The organism is Cohnella xylanilytica, assembly GCF_014212175.1.
GTDB lineage: Bacteria > Bacillota > Bacilli > Paenibacillales > Paenibacillaceae > Cohnella > Cohnella xylanilytica.
On sequence record NZ_JACJVR010000143.1, the window covers coordinates 1 to 26237 of the forward strand.

At 63.6% G+C, this 26237-nt stretch carries 17 protein-coding genes; 4 read left to right on the forward strand and 13 right to left on the reverse strand.

Annotated features, from left to right (window positions below):
* The coding region (locus H7B90_RS30945; protein ID WP_221482234.1) for a YutD family protein at positions 1 to 528 on the reverse strand (528 nt) is incomplete at its 3' end.
* Positions 529 to 649: 121 nt separating this feature from the next.
* A complete protein-coding gene (gene lipA / locus H7B90_RS30950; RefSeq protein WP_185139771.1) occupies positions 650 to 1534 on the reverse strand; it encodes a lipoyl synthase in 885 nt (294 codons plus the stop codon).
* A gap of 99 nt (positions 1535 to 1633) precedes the next feature.
* Between lipA and H7B90_RS30955 the strand changes: the two genes are divergently transcribed.
* Positions 1634 to 2803, forward strand: coding sequence for a M23 family metallopeptidase (locus H7B90_RS30955; RefSeq protein WP_311772847.1), 1170 nt, complete (start codon positions 1634 to 1636; stop codon positions 2801 to 2803).
* 47 nt (positions 2804 to 2850) lie between these two features.
* On the opposite strand, the gene rbsK is transcribed toward H7B90_RS30955, so the two are convergent.
* The 5 genes from rbsK to H7B90_RS30980 form a co-directional block, all read right to left on the reverse strand.
* Positions 2851 to 3768, reverse strand: coding sequence for a ribokinase (gene rbsK / locus H7B90_RS30960; protein ID WP_185139772.1), 918 nt, complete (start codon positions 3766 to 3768; stop codon positions 2851 to 2853).
* Between the two features lie 136 nt (positions 3769 to 3904).
* Positions 3905 to 4663 carry a 2-dehydro-3-deoxy-D-gluconate 5-dehydrogenase KduD gene (gene kduD, locus H7B90_RS30965; protein WP_185139773.1) on the reverse strand — a complete coding sequence of 253 codons (759 nt, stop codon included), beginning with the start codon at positions 4661 to 4663 and terminating at the stop codon, positions 3905 to 3907.
* A complete protein-coding gene (locus H7B90_RS30970) occupies positions 4647 to 5405 on the reverse strand; it encodes a DeoR/GlpR family DNA-binding transcription regulator (RefSeq protein ID WP_185139774.1) in 759 nt (252 codons plus the stop codon). Before H7B90_RS30970 ends, kduD begins: the two co-directional genes overlap by 17 nt.
* 48 nt (positions 5406 to 5453) lie before the next feature.
* Complete coding sequence (gene kduI / locus H7B90_RS30975; protein ID WP_185139775.1) at positions 5454 to 6284, reverse strand: 5-dehydro-4-deoxy-D-glucuronate isomerase; 831 nt, start codon at positions 6282 to 6284, stop codon at positions 5454 to 5456.
* Positions 6285 to 6428: 144 nt separating this feature from the next.
* Positions 6429 to 7148 (reverse strand): stalk domain-containing protein, encoded by a 720-nt coding sequence (locus H7B90_RS30980; protein ID WP_185139776.1) that lies wholly within the window; start codon positions 7146 to 7148, stop codon positions 6429 to 6431.
* Positions 7149 to 7383: 235 nt separating this feature from the next.
* On the opposite strand from H7B90_RS30980, the gene H7B90_RS30985 reads away from it, so the two are divergent.
* The 3 genes from H7B90_RS30985 to H7B90_RS30995 all read left to right on the forward strand — a co-directional run bounded on the left by H7B90_RS30985 (position 7384) and on the right by H7B90_RS30995 (position 19928).
* A complete protein-coding gene (locus tag H7B90_RS30985) occupies positions 7384 to 15876 on the forward strand; it encodes an S-layer homology domain-containing protein (protein ID WP_185139777.1) in 8493 nt (2830 codons plus the stop codon).
* Between the two features lie 157 nt (positions 15877 to 16033).
* Positions 16034 to 16705 carry a response regulator transcription factor gene (locus H7B90_RS30990; protein ID WP_185139778.1) on the forward strand — a complete coding sequence of 224 codons (672 nt, stop codon included), beginning with the start codon at positions 16034 to 16036 and terminating at the stop codon, positions 16703 to 16705.
* Positions 16706 to 16709: 4 nt separating this feature from the next.
* Positions 16710 to 19928 carry an ATP-binding protein gene (locus H7B90_RS30995; protein WP_185139779.1) on the forward strand — a complete coding sequence of 1073 codons (3219 nt, stop codon included), beginning with the start codon at positions 16710 to 16712 and terminating at the stop codon, positions 19926 to 19928.
* A 15-nt stretch (positions 19929 to 19943) separates the two neighbouring features.
* Here the strand turns inward: H7B90_RS30995 and H7B90_RS31000 are convergent, their stop codons facing one another.
* The 6 genes from H7B90_RS31000 to H7B90_RS31025 all read right to left on the reverse strand — a co-directional run bounded on the left by H7B90_RS31000 (position 19944) and on the right by H7B90_RS31025 (position 26209).
* On the reverse strand, positions 19944 to 20507 hold the full coding sequence (locus tag H7B90_RS31000) for a hypothetical protein (protein ID WP_185139780.1): 564 nt from the start codon (positions 20505 to 20507) through the stop codon (positions 19944 to 19946).
* Complete coding sequence (locus H7B90_RS31005) at positions 20504 to 20917, reverse strand: hypothetical protein (RefSeq protein ID WP_185139781.1); 414 nt, start codon at positions 20915 to 20917, stop codon at positions 20504 to 20506. The genes H7B90_RS31000 and H7B90_RS31005 overlap by 4 nt, the downstream gene beginning before the upstream one ends.
* A 330-nt stretch (positions 20918 to 21247) precedes the next feature.
* Positions 21248 to 22426 (reverse strand): amidohydrolase family protein, encoded by a 1179-nt coding sequence (locus H7B90_RS31010; RefSeq protein WP_185139782.1) that lies wholly within the window; start codon positions 22424 to 22426, stop codon positions 21248 to 21250.
* A complete protein-coding gene (gene allB, locus H7B90_RS31015) occupies positions 22423 to 23937 on the reverse strand; it encodes an allantoinase AllB (RefSeq protein WP_185139783.1) in 1515 nt (504 codons plus the stop codon). The genes H7B90_RS31010 and allB overlap by 4 nt, the downstream gene beginning before the upstream one ends.
* 91 nt (positions 23938 to 24028) lie before the next feature.
* On the reverse strand, positions 24029 to 25183 hold the full coding sequence (locus tag H7B90_RS31020; RefSeq protein WP_185139784.1) for an ABC transporter substrate-binding protein: 1155 nt from the start codon (positions 25181 to 25183) through the stop codon (positions 24029 to 24031).
* A 75-nt stretch (positions 25184 to 25258) separates the two neighbouring features.
* On the reverse strand, positions 25259 to 26209 hold the full coding sequence (locus H7B90_RS31025) for an ABC transporter permease (protein ID WP_260411361.1): 951 nt from the start codon (positions 26207 to 26209) through the stop codon (positions 25259 to 25261).
* Between the last annotated feature and the right edge of the window lie 28 nt (positions 26210 to 26237).

Genomic DNA, 26237 nt, shown 5'->3' on the forward strand with positions numbered 1-26237 from the left:
GGACGAGCCCGCCGCCAGCTGGGCGGCCGCCGCCGCGGCGGCGCGCCGTTCCGCTCCTTCGGAGACGGCCCGGGCGACCGCGGAAGGGCTTGTCCCCGGCACGCGGCCGCCGGGACGTTCCTTCAGCGGCCAGCGAAGCAGCAGGCCGCTCGGATGAGCCGCCGCGGCCGCCGCGGCCTGGGCGGCTATCGAATCTTCCGGCTCGCCCTCCGCTCCCTGGGCGTCGCCGCCCGCTCCCGCGGCGCCCTCGGGCAGCGTCTTCGGATCGGCCTTCTCCAGCACGAAGTACGCGCAGCCGAAGTTGCAATATTCGTTGATGTAGTCGACCAAGCTCGTGATGACCGATTCCTTCGGCGCCTTCGGCTGCGGATCGCGGAAAAATCCGCGCAGCCGAAGCTGGTTGTAGCCCCAATCCCCGACGATGTAGTCGTAGCGTTCCAGCACTTCGCTGAACCGTTCGCGAAACGCTTCGGGGTTCCAACCGTTCTTATGGTCGTGCACGAGCGTGTATGCATTGCCGCCTGCCATGTAGATCACGAATGGTTCTCCTCCCGAACGCTCGCTATGACGAATGCCGTCCCCTCGTCCCTAAGGGCGGGGAACGGCGCGATAAGATGTGTTCCTGCTATTGCCGCATCGCCCGCGATCTTCATCGGGCCGCGTTCGCGGCCGCCGACTGCACCTGCTCGTGGGCGTGGTACGAGCTGCGGACGAGCGGGGCCGATTCCACGTGGGAGAAGCCCTTCGTCAGCCCGTCCTTCTTCAGCTGCGCGAACTCGTCCGGATGGACGTAACGCGCGATCTTGATATGCGACTTGGACGGCTGCAGATACTGGCCGAGGGTCAGAATGTTGCAGTCCACCTCGCGCAGATCGTCCATCGTCCGATGGATCTCTTCCAGCGTCTCGCCGAGGCCGAGCATGATGCTCGACTTCGTCGGAATGTCCGGAGCCATCTCCTTGGCCCGGCGCAGCAGCTCCATCGTGCGGCGGTACTTCGCCTTCGCCCGGACGCGGTCGGACAGCCGCTCGACCGTCTCCACGTTGTGGTTCAGAATGTCCGGCTTGGCGTCCATGACGACCTTCAGCGCGTCCCAGTTGCCCATGAAGTCCGGGATGAGCACTTCGACGCTGCACAGCGGCAGCTTCGCGCGGATCGCCTTGATGGTCGCCGCGAAGATCGAAGCCCCTCCGTCCTTCAGGTCGTCCCGCGCGACCGAAGTGACGACGCAGTGGCGCAGGTTCATCTGCACCGCCGCCTCCGCGACTCTCTCCGGCTCCTGCAGGTCCAGCTCCGTCGGCAGCCCGGTCTTCACCGCGCAGAACCGGCAAGCCCGCGTGCAGATATCTCCCAGAATCATAAATGTAGCCGTGCGGTTCGCCCAGCATTCGTATATGTTCGGACAGCGCGCTTCTTCGCAGACGGTATGAAGGGTCTTGGACCTCATCATATCCTTGATCTCCCGGTAGTTGTCCCCCGTCGTCAGCTTGATGCGCAGCCAGTCCGGCTTCTTCGGCTTCGCGTCTGTCGTCATCGCATTCCCCCGCTTTCTGTCCCCTTATTATAGCAGGTTTCACATAAAAACCAATGATCTGCAAACCCTACCCCCATATGCGCACAAGGAGGGGTGTCCGTGTTAAGGCTACGTTCAAGCAGGCCGGCCGCCGGCCTCCCGGGACACCGGGCGAGCGGCCCGGAGGCGGTTCGGCCCGGCATCCTCAGGCGGCTTCTCCCCGGCTCGCGGAGAAAGCCGGTCCGGCGGCAACCGAGGGTATGGACCGCCGCCGCTGCCGTCGCCCTCGTCCTCGCCGTCGCCCTCGCCGCGGGGGCCTTGCCGGCAGCCGGAGCGGCGCAGGCCGCGCCCGCCGCCGCCAAGGAGGACTCGCAGCAGCGCAAGCTGCGCGAGATGTGCGACCGCGTCGGGGTCATGACCGGGCTTCCCTGGCAGTCGGTGGCCGCGCTGGAGCGCTACGAGAGGACGCTGTCCAGAGCCCATCCGAAGTCCCGCCCGCTGCCCCCGAACGCTCTCGTCGGCGTCTTCGTCGGCCCCGAGCGCTGGAGCGGCCCTCTGAATCCCGATCCGGAGGACAAGAGCCCGGTCTCGATCCGCGCGTTCGGAGGAATCGGCCGGGACGGCTCGGGAGACGGCGTCGCCGACCGGAACGACGACCTCGACCGGCTCTACTCGGTAGCCCATCAGGTCCGGCGGAAGGGGACTTCCCCGGACGACTTCGCCATCGGGCTGTGGGAGTATTATCAGAACACCCGCGCCGTCCAACGGGTGCTGCAATTCGCCAAGATCTACAGGACGTTCGGGAAGCTGGACTTGTCCCGCCACGTGTTCCCCTTGCCCGTCGGAACCGTCTATTCGTACCGCAGCACTTGGGGCAACAGCCGGGACTGGGGAGGAACCCGCATTCACGAGGGAACCGATATTTTCGCCAACTACGGCGTCCCCGTCCGCAGCACCTCTTACGGCATCGTGGAGGTCAAAGGCTGGAACCCGTACGGAGGCTGGCGGATCGGCATCCGCGACCTCGACAACCTGTACCACTACTACGCGCACTTGTCCGGCTACGAGAAAAGCCTGAAGCCGTCCGACGTCGTCCGTCCCGGCCAAATCATCGGCTGGGTCGGCAGCTCCGGCTACGGCCGCCCGGGCACGCAGGGCAAGTTCCCGCCGCATCTCCACTACGGGGTGTACCGGGACCGCGGGCTCGTCGAGTGGGCGTTCGATCCGTACCCGATGCTGCGCAAATGGGAAAAAGCGGAGCTCAAGGCGCTCCGCGTGCACAAGGAATAAAACCTCTGTCCGCTCGCGACGATCCGCTCTCGACGATCTGCTCGCGACTACCCGTTCGACGGCGCAACCATCCGCTCGATCTCATCCCGGGTCGGGATCGACGCTTGCGCCCCCTTGCGGGTGACCGCGATCGCCGAGGCCGCCGATGCGAACCGCAGCGCGTCCGCCGTCTTCATCCCGCCCGCTTCGGCGGTCACAAGCGCGCCGATGAACGTGTCGCCGGCCGCCGTCGTGTCGACGGGCCGCACCGGGAACGCCGGCGTGCGGATGCCGCCGCCGTCCGGCCCGAGGTAGTACGAGCCTTGAGCGCCCAAGGTGACGAGCACGCTGCCCGCTCCCCGGCCGAGCAGCTCCTTCGCCGCCTTCTCGGCGCCTTCCAGGCCGTCGACCGGAACGCCGCTAAGCCCTTCCGCTTCCGTCTCGTTGACGACGAGCAGGTCGATGAGCGGGTAAGCCTCTTGCGGGATCGGCTTCACCGGCGCCGGATTGTACACGACCTTCGCGCGTCCCGTCCGGCAGATCTCCATCGCCCGCAGGTTCGTCTCCCACGGAATCTCGTTCTGCAGAATGACCGCGTCCGCTTCGGCCAGCTTCTCCGCGGGGAGATCCTCCGGACGAAGCCGGCCGTTGCTGCCTTCGGACAGAATGATCTGGTTCTCCCCCGCGTCCGAGACGGTGATGAAGGCGAGCCCCGACGTTCCCGGCTTGCGCAGAACGCCGCTAACGTCCACTCCCCTGTCCCGAAGCGAAGCGAGCAGAGGCTCCGCGAACGAATCCTCCCCGACCGCGCCGATCATGGCGACGTTCCCTCCGGCCAGCGAGGCGGCGACCGCCTGGTTCGCCCCTTTGCCGCCCGGCAAATATTCCGTTCCGCGTCCGTGGATCGTCTCCCCCGGCAACGGGAATTCCGCGACGTGGTTGACCAAGTCCATGTTGATGCTTCCTACCGCTACGATTCGACTCATCGCTACCGCCTCTTTTCCCCATCCGAATGTTCGTTATTATCATCTCCCCGAACCCGGGAATTGGCAAGCCGTCCCCCGCAAAAAAAGAAAGCCCTCTCCCGAACGTAAAGGTTCGGAAGAGCGCCTTCGGCCTCGTCTAGCGGACCATCCAGCCGCCGTCCACGCAGAGCACGTGCCCGCTCATGTAGTCGGATGCGGCGGAGGCGAGGAACACCGCGGGCCCGACCAGATCCTTGTCGGCTCCCCAGCGTCCCGCGGGGATCCGCTCGAGAATTTGGCGGCTGCGGTTCGGATCGTTGCGCAGCGCTTCGGTGTTGTCGGTGCTCATGTAGCCGGGAGCGATGGCGTTCACCTGGATGCCCTTCGGCGCCCATTCGTTCGCGAGCGCCTTCGTCAGTCCCGCCACCGCGTGCTTGCTCGCCGTGTAGCCGGGAACGTTGATGCCTCCCTGGAAGGAGAGCATCGAGGCGATGTTGATGATTTTCCCCGAACCCTGCTCGATCATCTTCCGTCCGGCCAGCTGGCTGAGCACGAACACCGAGTTCAGGTTGACGTCGATGACTTCCTGCCAGTCTTCGTACGAGTGCTCCGCCGCCGGCGTGCGGCGAATGATGCCCGCGTTGTTGACCAGAATGTCCAGACGTCCGAACGCTTCGAACGTGCCGTCCACCAGCCCCGCCAGCTTCGAACGGTCGCCCACGTCCGCCTGCAGGATAGTGGCCTTGCGGCCCAGCGCTTCGATGGCTCGCTTCGTCTCGTCCGCCGGCGTGCGGTTCGTCACCAGCGCCACGTCGGCGCCGGCCTCCGCCAGTCCGACCGCGATCGCCTGTCCCAATCCGCGTCCCGCTCCCGTCACGAGCGCGGTCTTGCCCGTCAAATCAAAGAGCTCTCTCAAGGGTCGCCCTTCCTCCTTCATATCGCCGGACCGCATCGTCAGTCAGTCCCGCGTCCGTTATCAGCACGTCGACCTCGTCCAGGGAGGCGAAGGTGAGCAGAGCCGCGCGGTCGAACTTCGTATGGTCGGCCACGCAGTAGATCTCCCTGGCGTTCGTCATGTAGGCCTTCTTCAGATCGATCAATTCTCCCGTGAACACGGTCAGTCCGTACTTCTCGTGGATGCCCGTGGCGGTGAGGAACAGCTTCTGCACGTTCAGCCGGTTCAGCCAATCGAGCGCCTCGTTGCCGATCAGCACGTTGCGCTGGCGGTAGCCGCCGGGCACGACGAGGCGGATCCGGTCCTTGCCGATCAGCTCCTGCATGATGAGCAGGTCGTTCGTCAGCACGGTCAGCGGCTCGTTGGGCAGCCGCTTCGCGATCTCCAGCGTCGTGCTGCCGGCATCGAGCGCGATGACGTCGTTCGGCTGAATGTAGCGCAGCGCATGCCGGGCGATCGCTTCCTTTTCCGACAGGTGCTTCGTGTTCGGGATCTGCAAAGGCAGCATCGGCTCGGCTTCCTCCGCGCTGGCGACCGCCCCTCCGTGCGTGCGTCGGAGCAGCCCCTTCTCCTCCAGCTTCTCCAGGTCCTCCCGGATCGTCTTCGGGGTGACCCCGAACCGTTCGCTCAGCTCGGAGACCTGGACGGCCCCCTCGGCGAGCAATCGTTCCAATATGATCTGGTGTCGCGCGGCGGCTAGCATGAGTCGATCTTCCTCTCCCGTATGCGTGTTGCGGTTAGCTCCGTCTTCTTACTTTAATGCAGCCGGCGGGACGAGGTCCATATCCTTGAACGTATAGTTCTCCCCGGCCATCGACCAGATGAACGTATAATTGCTCGTGCCGACGCCCGAATGGATCGACCACGGCGGCGAGAGAATCGCTTGCTCGTTCGCGACGACGAGGTGGCGGGTCTCCTCCGGCTGGCCCATCATATGGAACACGCGCGCGTCCTCGTTCAGGTCGAAGTAGAGGTACGCCTCCATGCGGCGGTCGTGCACGTGGGAAGGCATCGTGTTCCAGACGCTGCCCGGCTTCAGCACCGTGATGCCCATCATGAGCTGGCAGGAGTTGATGCCGCCTTCGTGGATGACCTGGTTCAGCTCGCGCTCGTTGGACGTCAGCTGGGAGCCGAGATATTGCGTGTTCGCTTCCTGGATCGGCACCTTGCGGGTCGGGTACGTCGCGTGCGCGAGCGCCGAGCAGAAGTACAGCTTCGCCGGGACGCTCGGGTCCTTGCTCTCCAGCGTCAGGCTGCGGACGCCGCGGCCGACGTAGAGCGTGTCCAGCTTCTGCAGCTCGTAGCGCTCGCCATCCGCCGTGACGACCGCGTCGCCGGCGATGTTGACGAAGCCGATCTCGCGGCGCTCCAGGAAGTACTCGGTGCGGAGCGCGTCCGGCGCTTCGATCTGAAGCGCTTCCTTGACGGGCTGTGCGCCGCCGACGATCATCCGGTCCTCGTGGGTGTACACCATGTGGACTTGGCCGGCTTCGAACAGCTTCTCGATCAGGAAGTGCTTCCTCAGCTGGGCGGTATCGTAATTTTTCGCGTCGGACGGGTGCACGGAATGACGGATCTCCATAACGGGGTTGCCTCCTCGTATGTTTATGTTCGACTCCAATTATATCACACCTATTCGAACTTTTTCGAACGTTTTTTTGGGGCGAAAAAAAGGCAGATCGGAATCGGAATTCGACCGGTTCCGGATCTGCCTTTACCCTGTTCGTTATTGGCCCAGCATCGGATCGCCCAGGATGCTCTGGTCCCCTTGAATATAAATGTGCAACGTTTTGGCGTCCTTCACGCCGAGCTCGAGCTCGGTGACGCTTCCGTCCTTCACTTTCTGCTCTTTCACGACCACTTGGTTCTCGTCCGTGATTTTGATCGTCAGATCCTCGTCCGTAAGCGAGTCGGCCGCGTAGAATTTCGCTTTGAACTTGTCGTATTCGAAATTCGAGTTCACCTGCAGGTTGACGGAACGGTACCCGCCGGTCACGTAGCCGAAATCGAAAACGGCGCCGTCCGCGGTCTTGAGTTCGTCCGGCGTCCTCGAGGCGAGCCGGTACGTCTTGTCTCCGTTGTAGGTGAACTCGGGCGAAGCTTTGATGTAATGGATTTCGGCTGCGGCAATGTCCCCTTCGACTTCCCCCAAATACGCGGTTTGCGTGTTCCCGTCCCAGGTCACCTTCACCCCGGCGGCTTCGGCGACCGCCCGCATCGGCAAATAAGTCGCTCCTCTGTAGGTGATCGGCACGAGCTTCGTGCCGCTGCCCGGCTCCACGGGTTCGAACCGTTTGCCGTTCAACATCACCTTGATTCCCGTATTGAGATACGCCTTCACTTCCGTCAAATTCCCGGCTCCGACCACGTTCATCGTCAGGCTGAAAAACAGCGCGACGCCCAGCACGCCCGTGACGAGTCCTCTCCGACCGCCCGGCTTTCCCATTCCGCATCCTCCCCTTCCCGGCTTCCCAACCATCATAAAATCGGAGCCGCCGGATCGAACAGTTACGGACTGTCATCGTTTTTGTCACATCGCCATTTGCGATTCGGGCGCCAAGCATGAACCTTTGACTGACGCGACCGCATCCGCCATGACAAATTCGGTGACAGCCGCTCACTATCCGCTCCTGCGCCCCCCGCCTAAAATGGGGGGTATTCAAACGAAAGGAGCTGGAAAGATGTCCTTGTTCTCCCCCCGCCAGAGGATCCGGATCCGCATGGCCCTCCTGGCCCTCCTGGCCCTCTGCATCGGCTTGACCGGAACGTTCCCGCCACTGGGGGCCGCTTCCGCATCCGCGGCCTCTCCCTCGCTAGAGTCGCAATCCCAGGTCCCGACGGAGACCCCTCCTCCGCAGGAAACGCAAGGCGCGGCCGAGCTGGCGGGCGCGAGCGCGCTCGCCGCCCCGGTCATTGACGCGCTGCCGCCATTCACGAACGAGAGCAGCGTCGTCATCAAAGGCCAGGCGCCGCCCAGCGCCTCCGTGACGGTGAGCTATACCTACAATAGCGAGCCTCCGGTCGCTCTGGAGCCCGTCGCCGCCGATGCCGAAGGCCGCTTCCGAACTTCGCTGTCGACGAATAGGGACGGTCGTTATACCGTGACCGCCGTCGCGGCGTTGAACGGCGAAACCAGCAATCCGTCCGAGCCTGTACCCTTCACGGCCGACGACACTCCGACGGGGGGGATCCGGAATTACGGCTGGGAGTTGCTCGCCAACAACCGGGTCCTGCTTCATTGGGAGCCTCCGACCGTAATAGACGAGAATGGCAACGAAGTTCCGGATCCGACCATCGACCGATACTTGATTTACGACTCGAACGGCACGGAACTCGCCAAAACGACGAATACGGAATACGTGTTCTCCAGCCCGGATCCGGGGAGCCGGGTCTACATCTTCGAGATCCGCGTCCTCGATCTGGCGGGCAATCAAACGGACGGCCAGAAAATTTACGCCGGCACCTCCCCGCCTAGCGAAACGCTGCTCACGGAATTGACCGCAATAGACGTCGACAAGGGCGAGATCGCGATGAGCGGCGACGGCTCGACGATCGCGTATATCGATACCGAACGCGTGGCTCCGAAGATCGATGCCCAGACCGGGCTTGTTGAGCCGCTCGGCTCCGAACGCCCGGACGATAACGCCAACCTGTATCTGATCGACACGAAGACGAAAATGAAAACGCTGATCAGCGTAACCCAAGACGGAGCGCCGCTGAACGGGAAAATCAAGGCTCCCGCCATCAGCCGCGACGGCGGCATCATCGCGTTCACGTCCAAAGCGATAAATTTAATTCCCGGAACCGATCCGCCGCTTACTCTTGGCATCGACCGCGTCTATCTCTACAACCGGGCAGCGCAATCGATCGAGCTCATCTCGGATCCCAACCTGGAAGCAGGCGAAGCATCCGTCAGCGGGAACGGAGACCTCATCGTTTACCGCCGTTCCGACGGTATCTTCCTCTACGACCGAACTTCCAAAACGACCAGACGGGTCAGCCAAACGACGGACGGTCAGGCGGAAGACGGGCAAAGCGGGAATCCCGCCATCAGCGCCGACGGATCCGCCGTGGTTTTTCTCACCACTTCATCCAACCTGAAGGTGGAAGGCGGCTACGAAAAACCTTCGGCCTCCAACGGCTTGATCCTTTACGACGTACAACGGGATCAATTAACCCAAGCGTACTTTCACGAATTGCCCAGCTTCTCTCCGAGCCTTAACGCGGATGGACGTTACATCGTCTACCCTCGCGTGACCGACGACGATATTCAAGAGCTTTTCCTCATCGATACGGATAGCGGTACGGACACCGAGCTCTATGCCGACGTGCCCGACGAAAGCAAGGCGAACCGCGAACATCTCAAGGCAGAGATCAGCGCCGACGGAAAGTACGTGCTCTCCGACGTGTTCGACTTCGACCCGGACGTACCGGACCTATTCTACGTCATTGAACGGTTTAACCGCGAGACGGGGGCGCTCGAGACCGTCGGCAATCCCGCGGTCCCTTTTCAAGGCTACGGCGAGATGGACGATCAAGCCAATCGAGTCGCTTATATCCGCGACAGATCCGCCCTCTTCACGATGTGTTTCGAGGATTGCGGGTCAAACGAGCCCGACGATCTGATCGTTTCCGCCAAATGGTCCGTTTCGCCCAACGATTCGGTCCAGGGCCAGATCAAACCGGGAAGCGTGTTGACGATCCAAGCTTACGGAACGACAGGCCAATCGGTGAAGGCCGCCGTGAACTACCGTCAATTCCCCGCCGGCGATCCGGATAACGTGCAATCGAAGGATACGACCGTGGATCTGGCGGAAAGCCCTTCTTCTCCCGGCACCTATACGGGCTTCTTCGCCGTGGACGAAGGCGTAACGGAAATTCTCTCCATTACCGCGAAGCTCGCGGACGGAAGCAGCCCGCGTCCGGCCGGACAGCTTCCGGTCCAGGTGGCCGGAATCGTCTCCATCGACGTGGATTTGACGGGGGCGGAATGGCTGGCCGGGACCCACTTCTACTTGTCCGGCACGAGCGCCGATCCGATCCGTCAAGCCCTGGAGCCGGGGAAAGGCCGCTACGAGCTCTATTGGCCGACCTTCTCGGATCTGTCCGTCGCGATCCGCAGCGCGGACGACCAACCCGCGTTAGCCGAACAGACCGGATTGACCGTGCGAAGCGCACGCGCGACCGCCGTTACGCTAACGCCCGCGTTTCCCGCTTCCTTGAAGGTCGTGGCGACGGCGACGGACACCGGACAACCGGTCGCCGGCGCGAAGGTTACGTTTAAGGAACAGGGAAGCGGCCGAATCGTCGCGGAAGCGGATACCGACACGCGCGGAGAAGCCGATCTTCCGAACCTGTCCGCCGGCGGCAAGTTCGCGGTGACCGTGAAGGCGCCCGCCGGTTATCTGCAGCCCGCGGATCAGAACGTCACGCTGAAGCTGGGCGCCAACACCCTGTCTTTCCCGCTCGCGAAAATTTCAAGCGGCATGAACGAAGCTTCGATGAGTTTCCCCAAACAGGCCGGCAACGGCTCGTTCTTGCGGCCGGTCATCGGCAGCGAGGCCACCGTGAATGCGAAAGCCCCGGCCGGATTAAGCGTGAACGCCAAGGTCCGCTATCGGAAGTGGACGGACGGCAGCGAACCGGTGCCGGATGAGAAAATCGTCCAATTAACCGAGTCGGCCGAAAATCCCGGCAGCTACTCCGGCCCGTTCCTCATCGCCGAAGGGACGGCCCGCATCGACAGCCTGCAATTGCAGATCGACGGCATCTGGATCGATCAAACGTTCCAGGTCGAGAAGCCGGTCGCCAGCCGTCTCCGGCTGAAATTCGACATCCCGGAATCCTGGTCGGCTACGCTCCGGCAGGCGGTCATCAATGTCGGCTACCATAACCCGAACTACGGCATCCATTACTACGACTTTACCCGTATCGAATCGGACGCTTTGGCGCAAGAGGTCGACGTGCCGTTCGACAAGTCGGAGTTCCATATCTTCATCAAGCCCGCCGACGATCGAATGCAGCCCATCGAATTCAAGGCCGCGTCGCCGGATGCGGGGAAAACGCTGGAGGTCGATATCGCGCCGAAATACCGGATCAGCCTGAGCGGGACGGTCAAGGACGAGAACGGTTCGCCGCTCGAAGCCGCCTATTCGCTCATGATTCCGACCGGAAAGCCGGTTGCGAACGGAACCGCGAACGGCTCTTTCTCCTTGGCGTTCGACTCGCCTCCGAGCGAACAATACGTGCTCAAAATCGCGCCCACGAATCCGGCATATGAGGTTTGGACGGGGGTCGTCACGGCAGACGGGTTCGCCAAAACCGCGGAAGCCGTCCTGCCGCTCAAGCCTGCGGGCAATCTGCGCGGTTCCGTTACCGGTACGGACGGCAAACCCGCCGCCGGCGTTCTCGTAACGGCGACTCTCGTGCAAGAAGGCATCAGCAAAACCTATACCGCGAAAACGGAGGCGAACGGCGCCTATTCGTTAAAGCTCCCGTCCGGCAGCGTCGAAGTCCGGGCGTCGGGGAACGCGCAGACCGGATATCTGTCTCCGGCGCATACGGTCAAAATCCAGGAGAACGGCGACCATCGGTTGGATCTCAAGCTGATGAACGACGCCCGGATCGACTTCAAGCTGTATACGAAGGAGCCCGGCGGCGCCTGGCAAGGACCGGTCGACATCGACGGGACGACGTTCTACCACCTGCACTTCAGCTCCTCCCGCGAAGTGATCGAATTGGGACCGCCATTCCGCGTGAGGGCGGTGACGGGCGACGAAGTGCGGATTTGCGTGGACGGCCGGGAAGCGAAGCTCCCGACCGCTTGCCAGCAAGCGACGATCGGGCCGGATAATAAGGCGTCGATGGAGATGCGGTTGGAAAATACGGGAGCCAGCGCGGAATTCATCGTGCTGAACCCGGACGGCTCCCAGTCGTACATCGTCTCCGCGAAAGCATACGGTTTGAATGGCGGCGGGACTTCTTCCTACTACGGCTTTCACGACAACGACGGCCGCAAGGACCTGATCGAGCTCTATACGCCCGGTAACTACCGGATGGAGGTCACGGGCGGCGCCGGGTTGTCCTCCGTCGTCGAGTTCACGGTCGCGGCGGGACAGAAGCTCGATCTCGGCCAAATCCGCCTTCAAGCTCCGGGCAAATTCGGCAATCAATACGGCAACGGGCTCTCCGCTTCCGTCGATACGGCGGCGCAGGGCAGCCGCATCTCGCTTCGCGCGAGTTACTCGAATGTCGGCAGTCCGAACGGGCCGGCGACGGATGCCAGTCTCATTCTCGAGCTGCCGCCTCAGACCGACGCCATCCCCGGTACGCTGGTCGTGAACGGCAAGGCCGCAGAAGCGGCCGTCTCCGGCCGCACGTTAACCGTGCCGCTGGGGAATATCGCGCTCTACGACAAGGGGAGCATCCAACTCCAATTGAAGGTGAAGGGCGACGCCGCGGTGTCCAATGTGCTGTTCGCCGCCCGCATTCGCTACTCGGACGGCACTCAAGTCCGCGAGGAATCGCTCGGGACGGCCTCCGTCCAGTTGTTCGCGGTGACGATGAGAGCCCCCGAGAAAGTGCTCAGCCGGCTTATTGAACTGAACGGCAATGCTCCTGCCGGAGAACAAGTGACCGTCTACGACGGCGATCAGGTCATCGGCCGCGCAGCCGTCACGCCTTCCGGGACATGGAGCCTGTCGGCCGAGCTGGCCGACACGGGCTGGACGAAGCACCGGCTGCGCACGGAGACGACGTTCCGGGAATCCCGGCTTCCCGGCCAGTCGGCGACCGTTCAATACGTGCCGGACGATCCCGGCCTGGAAGAAGTGACGATGCGCCAAGCCGACGGCCGCGTCCAATCGTTCAAGCCGGAGAACGGCATCGCCGTATTCCCGTTCGTCGTCATCCCGGGACAGCCTTTCATCTACACGCTTAAGTTCCGGGATCCGAGCCGCATCTACGACGTGAGAATCGGAATGGGCGGCGCTTCCGCAGACGTGAAACCGACGGACGGCAAATTTGCCGCGACGATCCCGTATCATCAAAGTCTCGGTCCCATCTCGGTCGATTATCGGGTCAAGGAAAAGCCGGCCGGCGGAAATCCCGACCCTCGCCTGCCGGAAGCCGGCGTCCGGAATCAAATGCCCTTCGCGGTCCGTTACTTCAAGGAGGGCTACGTCGTCAAGCCGGGCGGGAAAACCCCGGACGGGAAAACCGTTCCCCCGAACACCGTGCAAGGCCGGATTCAGCTCAGGGACGGCGTTTGGGCCAACTTCCTGATCAGCGACGCGGAAGCGCAGGGATATAAGCCGACCGAAGCGGATAAACAGCGGGCGCGAGAAACGGGCATTCCGGTTTACGGCTTGGAATTGGAGCATTCCGAGAGCAGCAATCTCGCCGTGATGAACATACGCGGCTTCGCTCCGAAAGACCCGCCCGAGGAGGACGAATTCCTGCAGCTGGCGATGCAGATCGCCTTGGAGTGGGAACCGGCCGCCGGCGACGATGACGACAGCTGGATCGCCAGCCTGTTCGGGGAAGAACCGTTCGGCCTGGAATGGGTAGGGCGCGCGCTCGAGGCGGCCCGCGAACTTTGCGACCCCGCGGCCCGGAAATCCCTCACGGCGGCGGTGGAGGACCTGCTGTTCGAAATGTATTTCCACGAGGCTTACAAGGATATTCTCCAAATGGCGGGCGTTTACGCGACCGGCGATTGGGTCGGAATCGGCGATTGGCAGTCTTTCTTCCTGGCAGGCTCCCAATTCGACGCCATTGCTTCGAAGAAACTGAAAGAGCTGGAAGACGAAATCCGGAAATTCGGTTGCAGCAAGTGGAAGCCTTGGGGTGTCGTCGCGTATCCGAAATACATTTGGGATCCGAGCGGATACGTGTACGAAGGATACAAGGAGAACAAGGTGGAAGGCGTCACGGCGACCGCGCTGACCCAAGACCCCGAGACGAAGGCGTGGAACGTCTGGGATGCCGATTGGTACGGCCAGAAGAACCCGCAGCTCACGGACCCTGGCGGCCGATACGGCTGGGACGTGCCGGAGGGCAAGTGGCAAGTCCGCTATGAGAAACAAGGGTATGAGACCGCGTTCAGCGATGAACTTGGCGTTCCCCCGCCTCAATTGGACGTCAACGTTCCGGTCGTCTCCTACCTGCCTCCGGAAGTCGTCTACGTCCGCGCGCAGCCGGGAGGCAGCCAGGTGGAGGTCGGATTCAACCGGCCGATTCTGGGCGAGTCCTTGCGGAACGATTCCATCGCCGTGACGGATGCGGGCGGTACGGAAGCGCCAGGCAACGTACAGTTGAAGGACCCCCGGCAAACGGGGCAAGACGGCAAGGCTCTGTCCAAGGTTCTCGTCTTCAGGCCCGACGTCAAGCTAACCGCCGGGCAGACGTACACGCTGAAGGTGAAGGCTAATGGAATTTCCAGCTACGCCGGCGTTCCGCTCGCATCGGACTATACCGCGAGCGTCGCCGTGGAAGCGGAAGACCGGACGCCGCCGGCCGACGTGACGGAGCTGACGGGCGGCATCGCGGGCGGGACGGCTGCTCTGACCTGGAAAGCGCCCGCCGATCGGGACTACCGATTCGCCAGAGTCCGCTGGAAGGAGGCTGGAGAGACAGGAGAAGGCCATTCGGTCGACGCGGGCGAAGGGCAATCCTGGATCGAGATCGCCGGCCTGGATCGGGCCAAGGAATACCAATTCGTCGTGAAGGCGGTCGACGAAGCCGGCAACGAATCATCCGGCGCAACGATCCGCTTGATCGAGATTTCTCCGGGCGTCGATCTGGCTCCGCCGAATGCCGTGCGCGACCTTGCCGCGAAGCCGGCCGGGCCGGGCAAACTCGCCGCCACGTGGACCGATCCGTCCTCGACGGATTTGGCGAAGCTGCGGTTGACGTGGGCGCAGGCGGACCAAGATACCGGCGCTCAAACGGCGGAAGTCGCAAAAGGAGCCGGAGGTTACACGATTACGGGCCTGAAGCCTCTGATGAAGTACAAGGTGACGATCGTCGCCTTCGACGCCAACGGCAACGCCTCGAGCGCGATGAGCGTCGTCGCGGAAACCGCGGCTGGCAGTAACCAAGGTTCGGGCGGCGGTTCGACGGGAGGCGGCACGGATACGGGCGGAGATCCGAAGCCGGAAGACGAGCCGAAAGACAAGACCGTCACAACGTGGGACATCGGTCAGGCGGGCGGCGCGTTTGAAGCCTTCGACGGACGCCTGAAGCTGCGCGTGGATGCCGGAACTTTCGAAGACGGCACCAAGCTGACGGCCAAGGAGCAACCGGCTTCCGCCGCGGAATCCTTGCCGGCAAGCTACCGCAGGTACTCGCCGACCTACGTGTTATCGGCGGAGAACGCGAAGCCGAGACGGCCGTTCCGGCTCGCCCTCCGGTTCGATCCGGCGGCCGCCCCCGCGGTCGACATTCGCCGCCTGGGAATCTACAAGAAGAATGAATCCGGCTCATCGGGCTGGACTTATATCGGAGGCATCGCCCATCCCGGCGAGAACCGGGTGTCGGCGAACATCGGAGAGACGGGCGAATATGCCCTCCTGCTCTACGACCGTCCGTTCGCCGATCTGACCGCCCACTGGGCGCGGCCAGACATCGACGTGCTGGTGAGCCGGCACCTGGTGAGCGGCGTGGCCGATAATCGTTACGAGCCGAACCGTCCGATCACGCGCGCGGAAATCTTCCGGCTGCTCGTGGAATTATTGCGGCAGAACGGCAAGGACGCGTCCAACGCCGAGGTCGCTTCCCCGCCTTCCTTCAAGGACGTATCGCCGGATGCATGGTATGCTCCGTTCGTGGAAGCCGCAGCCCGGCTCGGGCTGGCTGCCGGCGACGGGGGACGCGTCCGGCCGAATGACGCCGTTTCCCGCGAAGAGCTGGCGGCCCTGTTCCGGAGAAGCGCCCTGCTGATCGGCTACGAGCCGCGGACGCCGGCCGATCCGACCGCGCTCGGCCGCTTCGCCGATGCGGACCGCGTATCGGGCTGGGCCCGGGAATCGCTCGCTTACGCCGTCAGCCAAGGCTGGATCCGCGGGTCCGCCGATACCCGCTTGAATCCGAACGGCCAAGCGACGCGAGCAGAAGCGTCCGCCGCGCTGCTGCGGGTGCTGACGAGTCTGGGCGCCATCGCTTCCGAACCGTAATGAACGATTGCGGAACGGCCGGGCAGGGTTTCCTGTCCGGCCGTTTTGTCATTATTTTTGTCATCCTGCCCTTCGGCCGCTCCGAAGCGCTGCGAGTTGTGATATGGTAATTTCAGAAATAAGAGGGAATACGCCAACGAAAGGTACGGGGTTCGAGATGATCCGAATCTGGATTGCGGACGATCAAACGCTGCTGCGGGAAGGCTTGCAGACTCTCTTGAATTTGGAACCGGACATGGAAGTGATCGGCGTGTCGGACAACGGGCAGGACGCATGGGAAGCGGTGAAGATCCACCGGCCGGACCTTGTGCTGATGGACATCAAAATGCCCGTGCTCGACGGCATCGAAGCGATGAGGCGGATCAAGAAAGACGCGCCCTCGACGCTCGTCCTCATGCTGACGACGTTCGCCGAAGAGAAGCTGATCGTGTCCGCCATCGCGTCCGGCGCCGACGGCTTCCTGCTGAAGGATATGCCCGGCGATCGGCTCGCCATGACCGTCCGAGACGCGGTCGAAGGCCATATTATGCTCCCGGCTTCCGTCGCGGCGAAGCTGGCCGTCAGCTTGACGAAGATGAACCATTTCCTGCCCGATATCTTCGATGAACGCCGGTTGAACGAACTGGGGCTGACGTTCACCGAACGGGAACGCAAAATTATCCTGAGGCTGATCGAAGGCTACTCCAACAAGCAAATCGCCGGCTCCATGTTCATGAGCGAAGGAACCGTCCGCAATTATATCAGCGTGATTTACGATAAAATCGGCACGAACGACCGACAGGAAGCGATCATGCGGTTAAAGGAGCTGCTGCTGCAGGATGCGCCTTGAACGGATGCTATTGAGGACGGTGCGTATGCGGCGTCCCCGGCCCGCTCTGCCGGCGCTGTTCCTGCTCGCGCTTGCGGTCTGGACGTTCGGATTTCCCGGACCGTGCAGCGCATCTTCCGCGTACGGCAGCTGGCAGGATGACCGGGACCACGCGCTCGCGTTCTACGAGAGCGGATGGCAAGTGGCATGGAGCGATCCCGCGCGGGGGCCGGTCTCCTGGCAGCCGTTCGGCGGCGAGGAGGCGCGCCGGCTTGACGGATACCGGGGCACGCTGTGGCTGCAACGCGCGGTGCCGGAGCTCGCGTGGCGAGACCCCCATCTGTTTCTGCGCGGCATGAAGCGGTTCGAGGTCTATTTGGACGACAGGCTCCTCGGCGGATACAACATGGACGGCTCCGTCCGCCGCGCGGACTTGGGCATGGTGTATCACCCCTTTCCCCTTCGGCCGGAGGACGCCGGGAAAACGTTGACCATTCGGCTGGAATGGAACGGCGACCCGCTCATCGACAACTGGCATCTGTTCGGTAACCGCAGCCGGATGATGCTCATGATGGCGAGCCGGGATTGGCCGCTGCTGGCGCTAGCCGCCGTTGCTTTTGCCGCCGCTGTCGTCGCGGCAGGCTTGTACGCCCGCCGAAGGAGCGAAAGGATTTACTGCTGGTTCCTCCTGTTCGCGGCCTCCGTCTCCGCCGGCGCGGCGGCCATGCTCGCTTCGCTTCAGCTGTTCTTCGATCCCAACGCGGTCTATTATTGGCGGGATTTGCTGCTTCCCGTCGCGGTCGGCGCGTGCGCGGCCTTCTACGGCCATGCGCTGGAACAGGCCTATCGCAACGTTTACCGGGCCATAACGGGCTCGTTGTTCGCTTTCGCCGCGGCAGCCTGGTTGGCGGGGCTGTTCCGTCCTTCCTTGTACGGAGCGATGATGACCGTCTGGCAGCCCTATGTGCTCATCCCGGCATTCGTCGCCATCGGCGCCACGTTGTTCCGCACCTATCGGCTCCGGCGGCATCCGCAGACGTTCTGGCTCCTGCTCGGATACGGCTGTCTCGCGTTTTTCTCTCTAATCCACGTGCTCCTGAACACCTTTTACGGAGAGTGGATGCGGCTGCCCCTTGTGCGGGCGCTCGTCTTCTTTTTGTCCAATTATTCGCTCGTGGCGGGCGTTGCGCTGTTCCTCGCCTGCATGGCGATGGTGCTCTACCGGCGGTTCGCTCAGGTTCATGTCCGGATGGAGCGGTTCGCTGCGGAACTGGCTGCGACAAATAAACAGATGGCGCGAGACGACGCCTTGAAAGACGAGTTCCTGCGGAACACGTCCCATGAGCTTCGCACCCCGCTGCACGGCATCGCGGGGTTGACCGAATCGATGCTGGAGGACTTGCCGGAAGCGGCAAGCGACCGCGCGAAGGAAACGCTGACCCTGATCCGGGACAGCACCCTCCGGCTGCTGCGGCTGGTCGGGGACATCACCGACCTGTACCGGATGAAGCACTCGGGAATCGTGCTGGAGCCTTCCGCGGTTCATCCCTCGCGGGTCGCGGGCGTCGTGGCCAAAGTGCTCGCCCCGCTCGCGGAGCGAAAACGGCTGCGCCTGTCCATCCGCATACCGGAGCCCTGTCCTCCGGTATGGGCGGATCCGAACCGCTTGGAGCAGATCTTGTACAACTTGGTCGGCAATGCGATCAAATACACCCAGCAAGGCGAAATATCCGTCGAGGCAGCGTGGGATCGGGAGTTCGTCACCCTGTCGGTGGCGGATACGGGCAAAGGCATCGCGCCGGAACGGCTGGAGCTGCTGTTCGAACCCTTCCTCGCGGCGGAAGGCGGAGAAGGCAGCGGAACCGGTCTCGGTCTATCCATCGCCAAACGGCTGGCGGAGCTGCATGGGGGCACGATCGGAGTGCGCTCCGAGCCGGGAGGCGGCACCGTCGTCTTCTTCACGCTCCCCGTCAGCGGCCAGCCACAGGCCGAGGCGTCCGAGGAGACGATCCGGCATTTCTCGTGGACGGAGGAAGAGGCTTATCTGGAACCCGTTCTTCCGCTTGCCCCAGCGCCGACCGCGGCCGGCGCCGAAGACGGGGAATCGCAGCGCGGGAGCGCGGCGGACGGCCCGCAGGAACCGCTGCTGCTGATTGCCGACGACGAGCCGGTGAACGTGCAGGTGCTCGTCCGGTATTTGCGGCGAATCCCTTGCCGGATCGTTCAGGCCGCGAACGGGGCGGAGGCGGTCTCCCTGATGGAAAACGGACTGCGCCCCGATCTCGCGTTGCTCGATATCATGATGCCGGAGAAAACCGGCTATGAGGTATGCCAATGGATTCGGGAGCGATGGAACTCCAGCGAATTGCCGGTCATCCTGTTGTCTGCCCGCAACCGGATCTCGGACCTGACGGAAGGCTTCCACGCGGGGGCCAACGATTATTTGCCAAAACCGTTTACGCAGAGAGAGCTGTTGGCCCGCGTCCGGATTCAGCTGCAGCTGGCGAAGTTCCACCGTTCGCTGGAAGAGCTGGTCGCGATTCGGACGCGGGAACTCGAGGAGGCCAACCGGACCCTCGAAGCTTCGATGCGGGAATATGCCGAAACGCTGGCCGAAGTGTCCGTGCTCGAGGAACGGGGCCGGATCGCCAACGAGATGCACGACGTCGTCGGCCATACGCTCACGGCGGCCATCGTGCAGCTGGAGGCAGCCAGGAAAATGGCGGAGCAGGACCTCCCTTCCTCCCTCAAACGATTCGGGATCGTGGAAGAGCTCGTGCGCAAAGGCTTGGACGGCATCCGCCAGTCCGTCCGGCTGCTGAAAAACGAGGGGACCGCCTTCGATTGGCAAGCGGCGCTTCTCGAGCTGATCGCGGAAACGGAGAGGGCGGCGGACATTCGGATAAGGTCGCGGATCGAGGCCGTTCCGCCGCTGAGCGACACGATGGGGCGCGTCATCTATTACGCGCTGCTTGAAGGGTTGACGAACGGCATCCGGCACGGCAAGTGCAGCCGGTTTCGTTTTGAGCTGTTCGGCGACGGAGGACAGTTGGTCTTCCGCCTTGCCAACGACGGTCTGCCTTTCGACGGCAGCAAGCCCGGGTTCGGATTGTCGGCGATGATGGAACGCGTCCATCTGCTGGGCGGGGATATCCGGATCGCGCCCGGCGAACCGGGCTCCGATCTGGACGACGGCATGCGCGTAGGTTGTCGGCTGGAGCTCCGTCTGCCCCTTCCCGCCTGAATCGGGCTCCGGATTTCATATGCTTTTTCGCCATTCAACGGCGGTGCCGGCCGCCGCGCGAGGTTGAATGGCGATTTTTTCGCCGTTCGGGAGTTTGTTGCTTTTCCGGATCGTTGACGATGGCTGGAGTGCGTCTCCCTCGCTTGGCGCGTTCAAGATATCCAGCAGCGCATCGCCGTCCTTCTCCGGGAGGATCCAATACTTGGGAATCGGATGCCGTACGACCTCGAGGCGATCTTGATTCGGCGTTATCCAGAGCCGATAAACGACCGGGTCGAACGGGACCGTCGAATCCGCGTTCATCGTCTCGATGCGGTAGTCCGGCGAACGAGCCATCTCGACCATCGCGTTGGTATCCGGCTCGTGCGCCAAAATGTCCATCACTTTACGTACGGTGCCTCGATCGCCAATGATCGTCTCCCCCGACGGTCCGTTCACCCGCAGCTTCAGGTTGGCGTACTTCTCCTCCGGACGCCCGTTCGCCGACTGCGGCTCCCGCGCCTCCTTCGCAGAACCGCACGCCGCCGCTGCCCCGACAAGGCACAACAGCGCCGCCATAAGCAACCATTGCTTCTTCATGCCGACAAGATTCCAAGCAGCGTACGGCTGTCCTTCTCCGGCAATGCCCAATACTTCCCGGACGGTTCCTTGACGACTTCCAGGATATCCTTCTTCGGGGAGAGCCAGATATGATACTCGAGCGGCTCGTAAGACACGGTCGGGCTCGTATTTATCGTCTCGATACGGTAATCCGCCGGTCGGGACATCGAGACGATCGAGTTGGTCTCCGGCTCGGTCGACAATATGTCCATCGCTTTGCGAACGACGCTCCGATCGCCGACGACCCTCTCTCCCTTCGGTCCGATCACTCGCAGATTCAGGTTGGCGTACTTCTCCTCCGCCTTCCCGTTCGTCGATTGCGGGTCCCGTGCCTCCTTCGCAGAACCGCACGCCGCCGCTGTCCCGACAAGGCACAACAGTACCGCCACAAGTAACCATTGCCTCTTCATGCCGATCCCTCCGGTCCCATTCTCTGAATGAGTAAACGAGTCTTGTCTGGAAAATGTTGCAAACGCAAAAAAGACGAAGCGCTGGCGGCGGTTCGTCTTTCGCGCGTAGGCAGGCCTTGAATCGGATCGAGCCTTAGTGGCAAATGGGTGGCTCGATACGGCCGTCGGCGGGCGGCTATGGACGGCTCAACAAGACGGTTTTTTCGCTTGTCGGGGCGGCGGCGGCGCAGGCCGGCCCGACAAGCGGAGCGGTCCGGGGCGTCCCGGACCGCAGCCGCGCGAGGGCAAGCGGCGCGCGAATAGCGCCGCCTAGCCCTCGCGCTTCGCCCAGCGGCCGCCGACGAGCCGGCCGTTCGCGAACACCGCTTCCCGCGCCGGAACGGAGGCGAGCGCGTGCATCGGGTTAAGCGCGTCGACGAGCATAAACGTCGCGGGCGCGCCTTCGACGGGCTCGAGCGGAGCGGTCGCGACGAGCCCGAGCGCCTTCCGCAGATCGTCGTCGACGATCCAGCCGAGCTTCTCCGCCAGGCGGGACGCCCGGGCGAGCATGTCTCCGTCGCCGAACGGACTCCAGGCGTCGTTAACGTTGTCCGTGCCGACCCCGACGCGAACGCCCGACGCGAGCAGGCGGTCCGCCCGGGGCATCGGCCGGTCGATCGGCACGCTCGTCACGATCTCGACGCCCGCCTCCCGGAGCCGGTCCGCGAGCTCTCCCTCCTCGGCTTCGGAGATTTGTCCGAGCCCGTAGGCATGGCTGACGGCGGCGCGCCCGCCCTTGCCCGCTTCGCCCGTCAGCTCGGCGAATCTCTCGATCGTATAGGCGCCGAGATGGCCGGGATCGTGCAGATGCAGATCGACGCCGGCATCGAATTCGGCGCTCAGCTCGAACATCGCTTCGAGGCTGCGCTCCAGCTGCCGGTCCAGGCCGGCCGGATCGACGCCTCCGACGAGATCGGCCCCCGCCCGCATCGCCTCCTTCATGACCGGCAGCGACCCCGAACGCAGCAGCCCCTGCTGCGGAAAAGCGACGATCTCGATCTCCATGCGCCCGCGATACTCTTCCCGCACCTTCAGCACGTCCTCCAGATGGGACAAGCCGATCTGCGGATCGACGTCGACGTGCGTGCGGATCCGGGTCGTGCCCTTGTCGAGCATCCGGTCGAGCATTCTTCGCGCCCTCTCCGCGACGGATGCGCCGTGAGCGGCCAGCGTCTCCTTCTCGAACGCGAGCTGCCCCGCCAGCGTGACGAACGGGCGTCTAGGCTTCCACGGCTCTCCGAGCAGATGCTTGTCGAGATGCGTATGGCGGTCCGCCAACGTCGGCAAGTACAGAAGCCCGCCGGCATCCGCCGTTCCGAACGGCATCTCGGTCTCGCCTTGCCCGCCGCCCGAAGGGACGACCAGCGAGACGGTTCCTCCCCCGGCGTCCAGGATCAGATCGAACAGCCGGTCGCCGACCCGAACCCGATTCAATCTGGAGAAAATCATAAACTCCTCCCCCTCGCGGCCCGATCGTCCCGGAAGCCCGGGGCGGCGACGGGCCGTCCTCCTGCCCGAAGCCATTGGCCGGCCCCCGCCGCTCCTTCCGGCCCGGCAGCCCCAGCCGCTTCCTCCGCCACAGCCGGGAACACTCCCTCGCCGAGCCTGTAGACGAGCCGTCCCCGGCTGTAGGTCGCCGCGACCCGGCACGAGAAGCTTCGGCCGACGTAGGGACTATGCTTGTGGCGATAGTACAAATCGCCGGCCTCCAGCGTATAACCGGCCGACAGATCGACGAGCGCCAGATCCGCGTGCGAGCCGACCGCGATCTCCCCTTTGTCCGGGTACAACCCGAAGCGCTTCGCCGGAGCCGACGAGAGCAGCCGGCTGATCTGAGGCAGCGTCAACCCGCGGCGCCCGACCCCCTCGTCGATCATCAGCTCCAGCGAGCTCTGCGCGCCGGAGATGCCTCCCCAAGCTTCGAGCAGATCCCCCGTCTTCATCGACGTCGGGCACGGAGAATGGTCGGAGGAGATCATGTCGATCCGCCCCGCCCGAATCTCCTCCCACAACCGGTCCCGCTCGGCTTCGCTTCGCAGGGGAGGTGCGCATTTGGCGACGGAGCCGAGCCGCCCGAGGTCGTCCTCCGTCAGCGTCAAATAATGAGGGCACGTCTCCAGCGTGACGTCCATCCCCTCTTCCTTCGCGGCCCGAATCGCCGCGACCGCGGCCGCGCTGCTGATATGCACGAAGTGCAGCGGGCAGCCCGTCTCGCGCGCGAACCGCAGCGCCCTCCGCACCGCCTCCAGCTCCGCCTCGACCGGCCGGGTCGCGGAATAATCGGCTGCCGACGTTCCGACGCGGAACTCCCCGCCGACGAACTTCCCGCCGCCGGGCCGCGACCGCAGCCTCTCCCGAGCCTCCGCCGTCAGCCGCGCCACGATCGGCTCGCTCTCCGCGTGCAGCGCGAGCACCTTCCCGAGCCGGGCGATCCGCTTCATGCCTTCGAGCAGCGTCGCGTCGTCGACTTCGCGGAACGCTTCCTCGCTCGGATCTCCCGGCGCGGACATGAACGCCTTGAAGCCGACGACGCCTGCGGCGGCGAGCGGCTCCAGCTCGTCCAGCCGTCCCGGCACGAGGCCTCCCCAGCAGCCGTAATCGACGACCGACCGCCCCTTCGCCGCCGCCAGCTTCCTCTCCAGCGCCCGCACCGTCACGGTCGGCGGAATGCCGTTGAGCGGCATGTCGAGATAGGCGGTGCACCCTCCCGCCGCCAGAGCGGCCGAGCCGCTCTCGAAGCCTTCCCAGTCGCCGAGGCCGGGCTCGTTCAGATGGACGTGCACGTCGATCATGCCGGCCATGACGTGCAGCCCCCTCGCGTCAACGGCCTCCTTCGCCTCGTCCGCCGCGATGTCCCCGAGCTTCACGATGCGGCCCGCCCGGATCCCGACATCCATCCGGCGCACCTCGTCCGGAAGCACGACGCTTCCTCCCCGTATGGCCAGATCCAGCTTTTCCATCCCAACGCACTCCTTCCCCTCGCGCAAATAAACGAAAAGCCGAGTCCGCGAAAAAACCAGACCCGGCCTTCCCTAAAAAATCGATTCCGTCTTACTTGAACTCCGTCTGGACGAGGGAGGCGTCGACCGCCTTCAGCAGGCTCAAGTCGTGATAGGAGGCCGGCTCCGGAATCGACTTGATGTTGCCGACGGCCTTCAGGTACTCTCCGACCGGAGCGCCGTTGCTGCCGTTCACGTACGTGTCGTCGACGTTCATCGAATAGACGTTGCGGCTCATGATCTCCGTCAGCTCGGCTTCGCTCAGATGAAGCTCCGGCGCGAGAATCTTGATCGCCTCTTCGCGGTTCGTATTGATGTAATCCGTCGCCTTCTTAAGCGCGGAGAGCAGCGCCTTGATCGTGTTCGGGTTCTTCTCGAGATACGAATCCGTCACCTGCATCGTCGTATGCACGCTCATCCAGCTCACGTCGCCTTGCTTCTCCGGCAGCTCGCTCTTCGTGCCGCTGAACAGGAACTTGCCGCCTCCCTGGATCGCCTTCGTAATGAACGGCTCCCAGGCCGCCATGGCGTCGATGTCGCCTTTCTCCAGAGCCACGACCGCGTCGCTCGGCGCCAGGTTGACGAACTTGATCTTGCCGACGTCGACGCCGAGCTCCTTGCCCATGTTGTCGATAGCGATCTTGACGTCCGCGCCGTTCGGGATGCCGATCGTCTTGCCCTCGAGATCCTTGGCGCTCTTGAGCTCCAGATCCTTCGCTCCGACGACCGCCTGCGTGCCGGCGATCTGGGCGAGCGGGGCGACGATCTTGACGTTGATTCCGTTGGACTTGAGGATGATGTCCATGAAGTTCGTCTGAATGCTGACCGGCGCGCTGCCGCCGGAGATCATCGGCCCGATGTCCGGGCCGCTCTCGATCAGCTTGCTCGTGACGTTAAGGCCCGCTTCCTTGAAGTAGCCGAGCTTGTCGGCGATAATCTGCTGCGAGGAGATCTGCGCGTCGCGGACGCCGACCAAGGTGACGTCGGTCGTCTCCGGCTTCGCTTCCTCCGAAGCGGATGCCGACGGAGACGCCGGCGGGGAGGCGGATTCGGAGGCCGGCGCCGAGGCGGACGGGGAAGCGGAAGGCGATGCCGAAGGCGACGGGGAGCTTCCCGAATTCGAATTGCCGTTGCTTCCGCAGGCGGTCAGGAGAACTCCGGTCAAGGCGGTCAAGAGGAGCGTTTGGGCCCAGCTTTTCTTTTTCATAAGGACGATTCCCTCCACGATAGGATGATTGCAGGATGATAGCAGAATGATTGCAGGACTAGCCGCGTGCCGACTCTACTTCTCGATGGCGTCGCTCATGCCGCCCTTGCGCCAAGCGAGCACTCTCCTCTCCAGTAGTTTGAGCAAGGCGGAGAACAAGCTGTATTCTATGCCGATGAGGATAATGGCAACGAACATATTGGTGATTTTGAAGTAGTTCCGGGCGTCCACGATGATATAGCCGAGTCCCGAATCGGCCCCCATCATCTCGGCGACGATAAGCGCGGAGAACGACAGCCCGAGGCTGATGTGCGCCCCGATCAGCAGGTTCGGCACGGCCGACGGGATCATGACCCGCGCGAACACTTGGCGTTCCGACGCGCCCAGGCTGAGCGCGGAGCGGATGAGCGTCGACGGGACCGACTTGAAGCCGTCGAGCGTGTTCGCGAGCACGGGCACGAACGTCGTCCAGGCGATGAGCAGCACCTTGGGGAACTCTCCGATCCCGAACCAGATGATGAAAAGCGGGAGCAATGCGAGCGCCGGTATCGGGCTGACGAGAGTGAGCACCGGCGCGAACCACCTCTCGAGCCGCTGGAACTTGCTGAGCAGCACCGCCAGCAGCACCGCGAAGAAAGCGCCGAACGCGAAGCCGAGCGCGATGCGGACGGAGCTGGAGACGAGGCTGTCGACGATGACGCCGGTCTTCGCCAAGTCCCATCCGTCCGAGAGGAGCGTCGTGGGAGCGGGCAGGAACAGCGGGTTGAACAGCGCCAGCTGCTCGTTCAGCCGGGAGAACGCCTCCCAGACGACGAAGAACAAGACGTACGGCAATCCGTTCCAGCGGCTTCGGGCCATCGCTTTTCCGGCCTTCCCCGTTCCTGTCCTCCCTGCCTTCGCGGTCTTCGCGGCATCCCCGGGCTTCCGCCTCCTGGCCGGCGCGGCCAGCTTGAGCGCGGGAGATTCCGCCGCGGACGCGGGCTCGGCTTCCGGCTTCTCGATCGCGGCGATCGGCATCTCGCTCATGCCGGCACCTCCTTGTATGCTAAGAGCA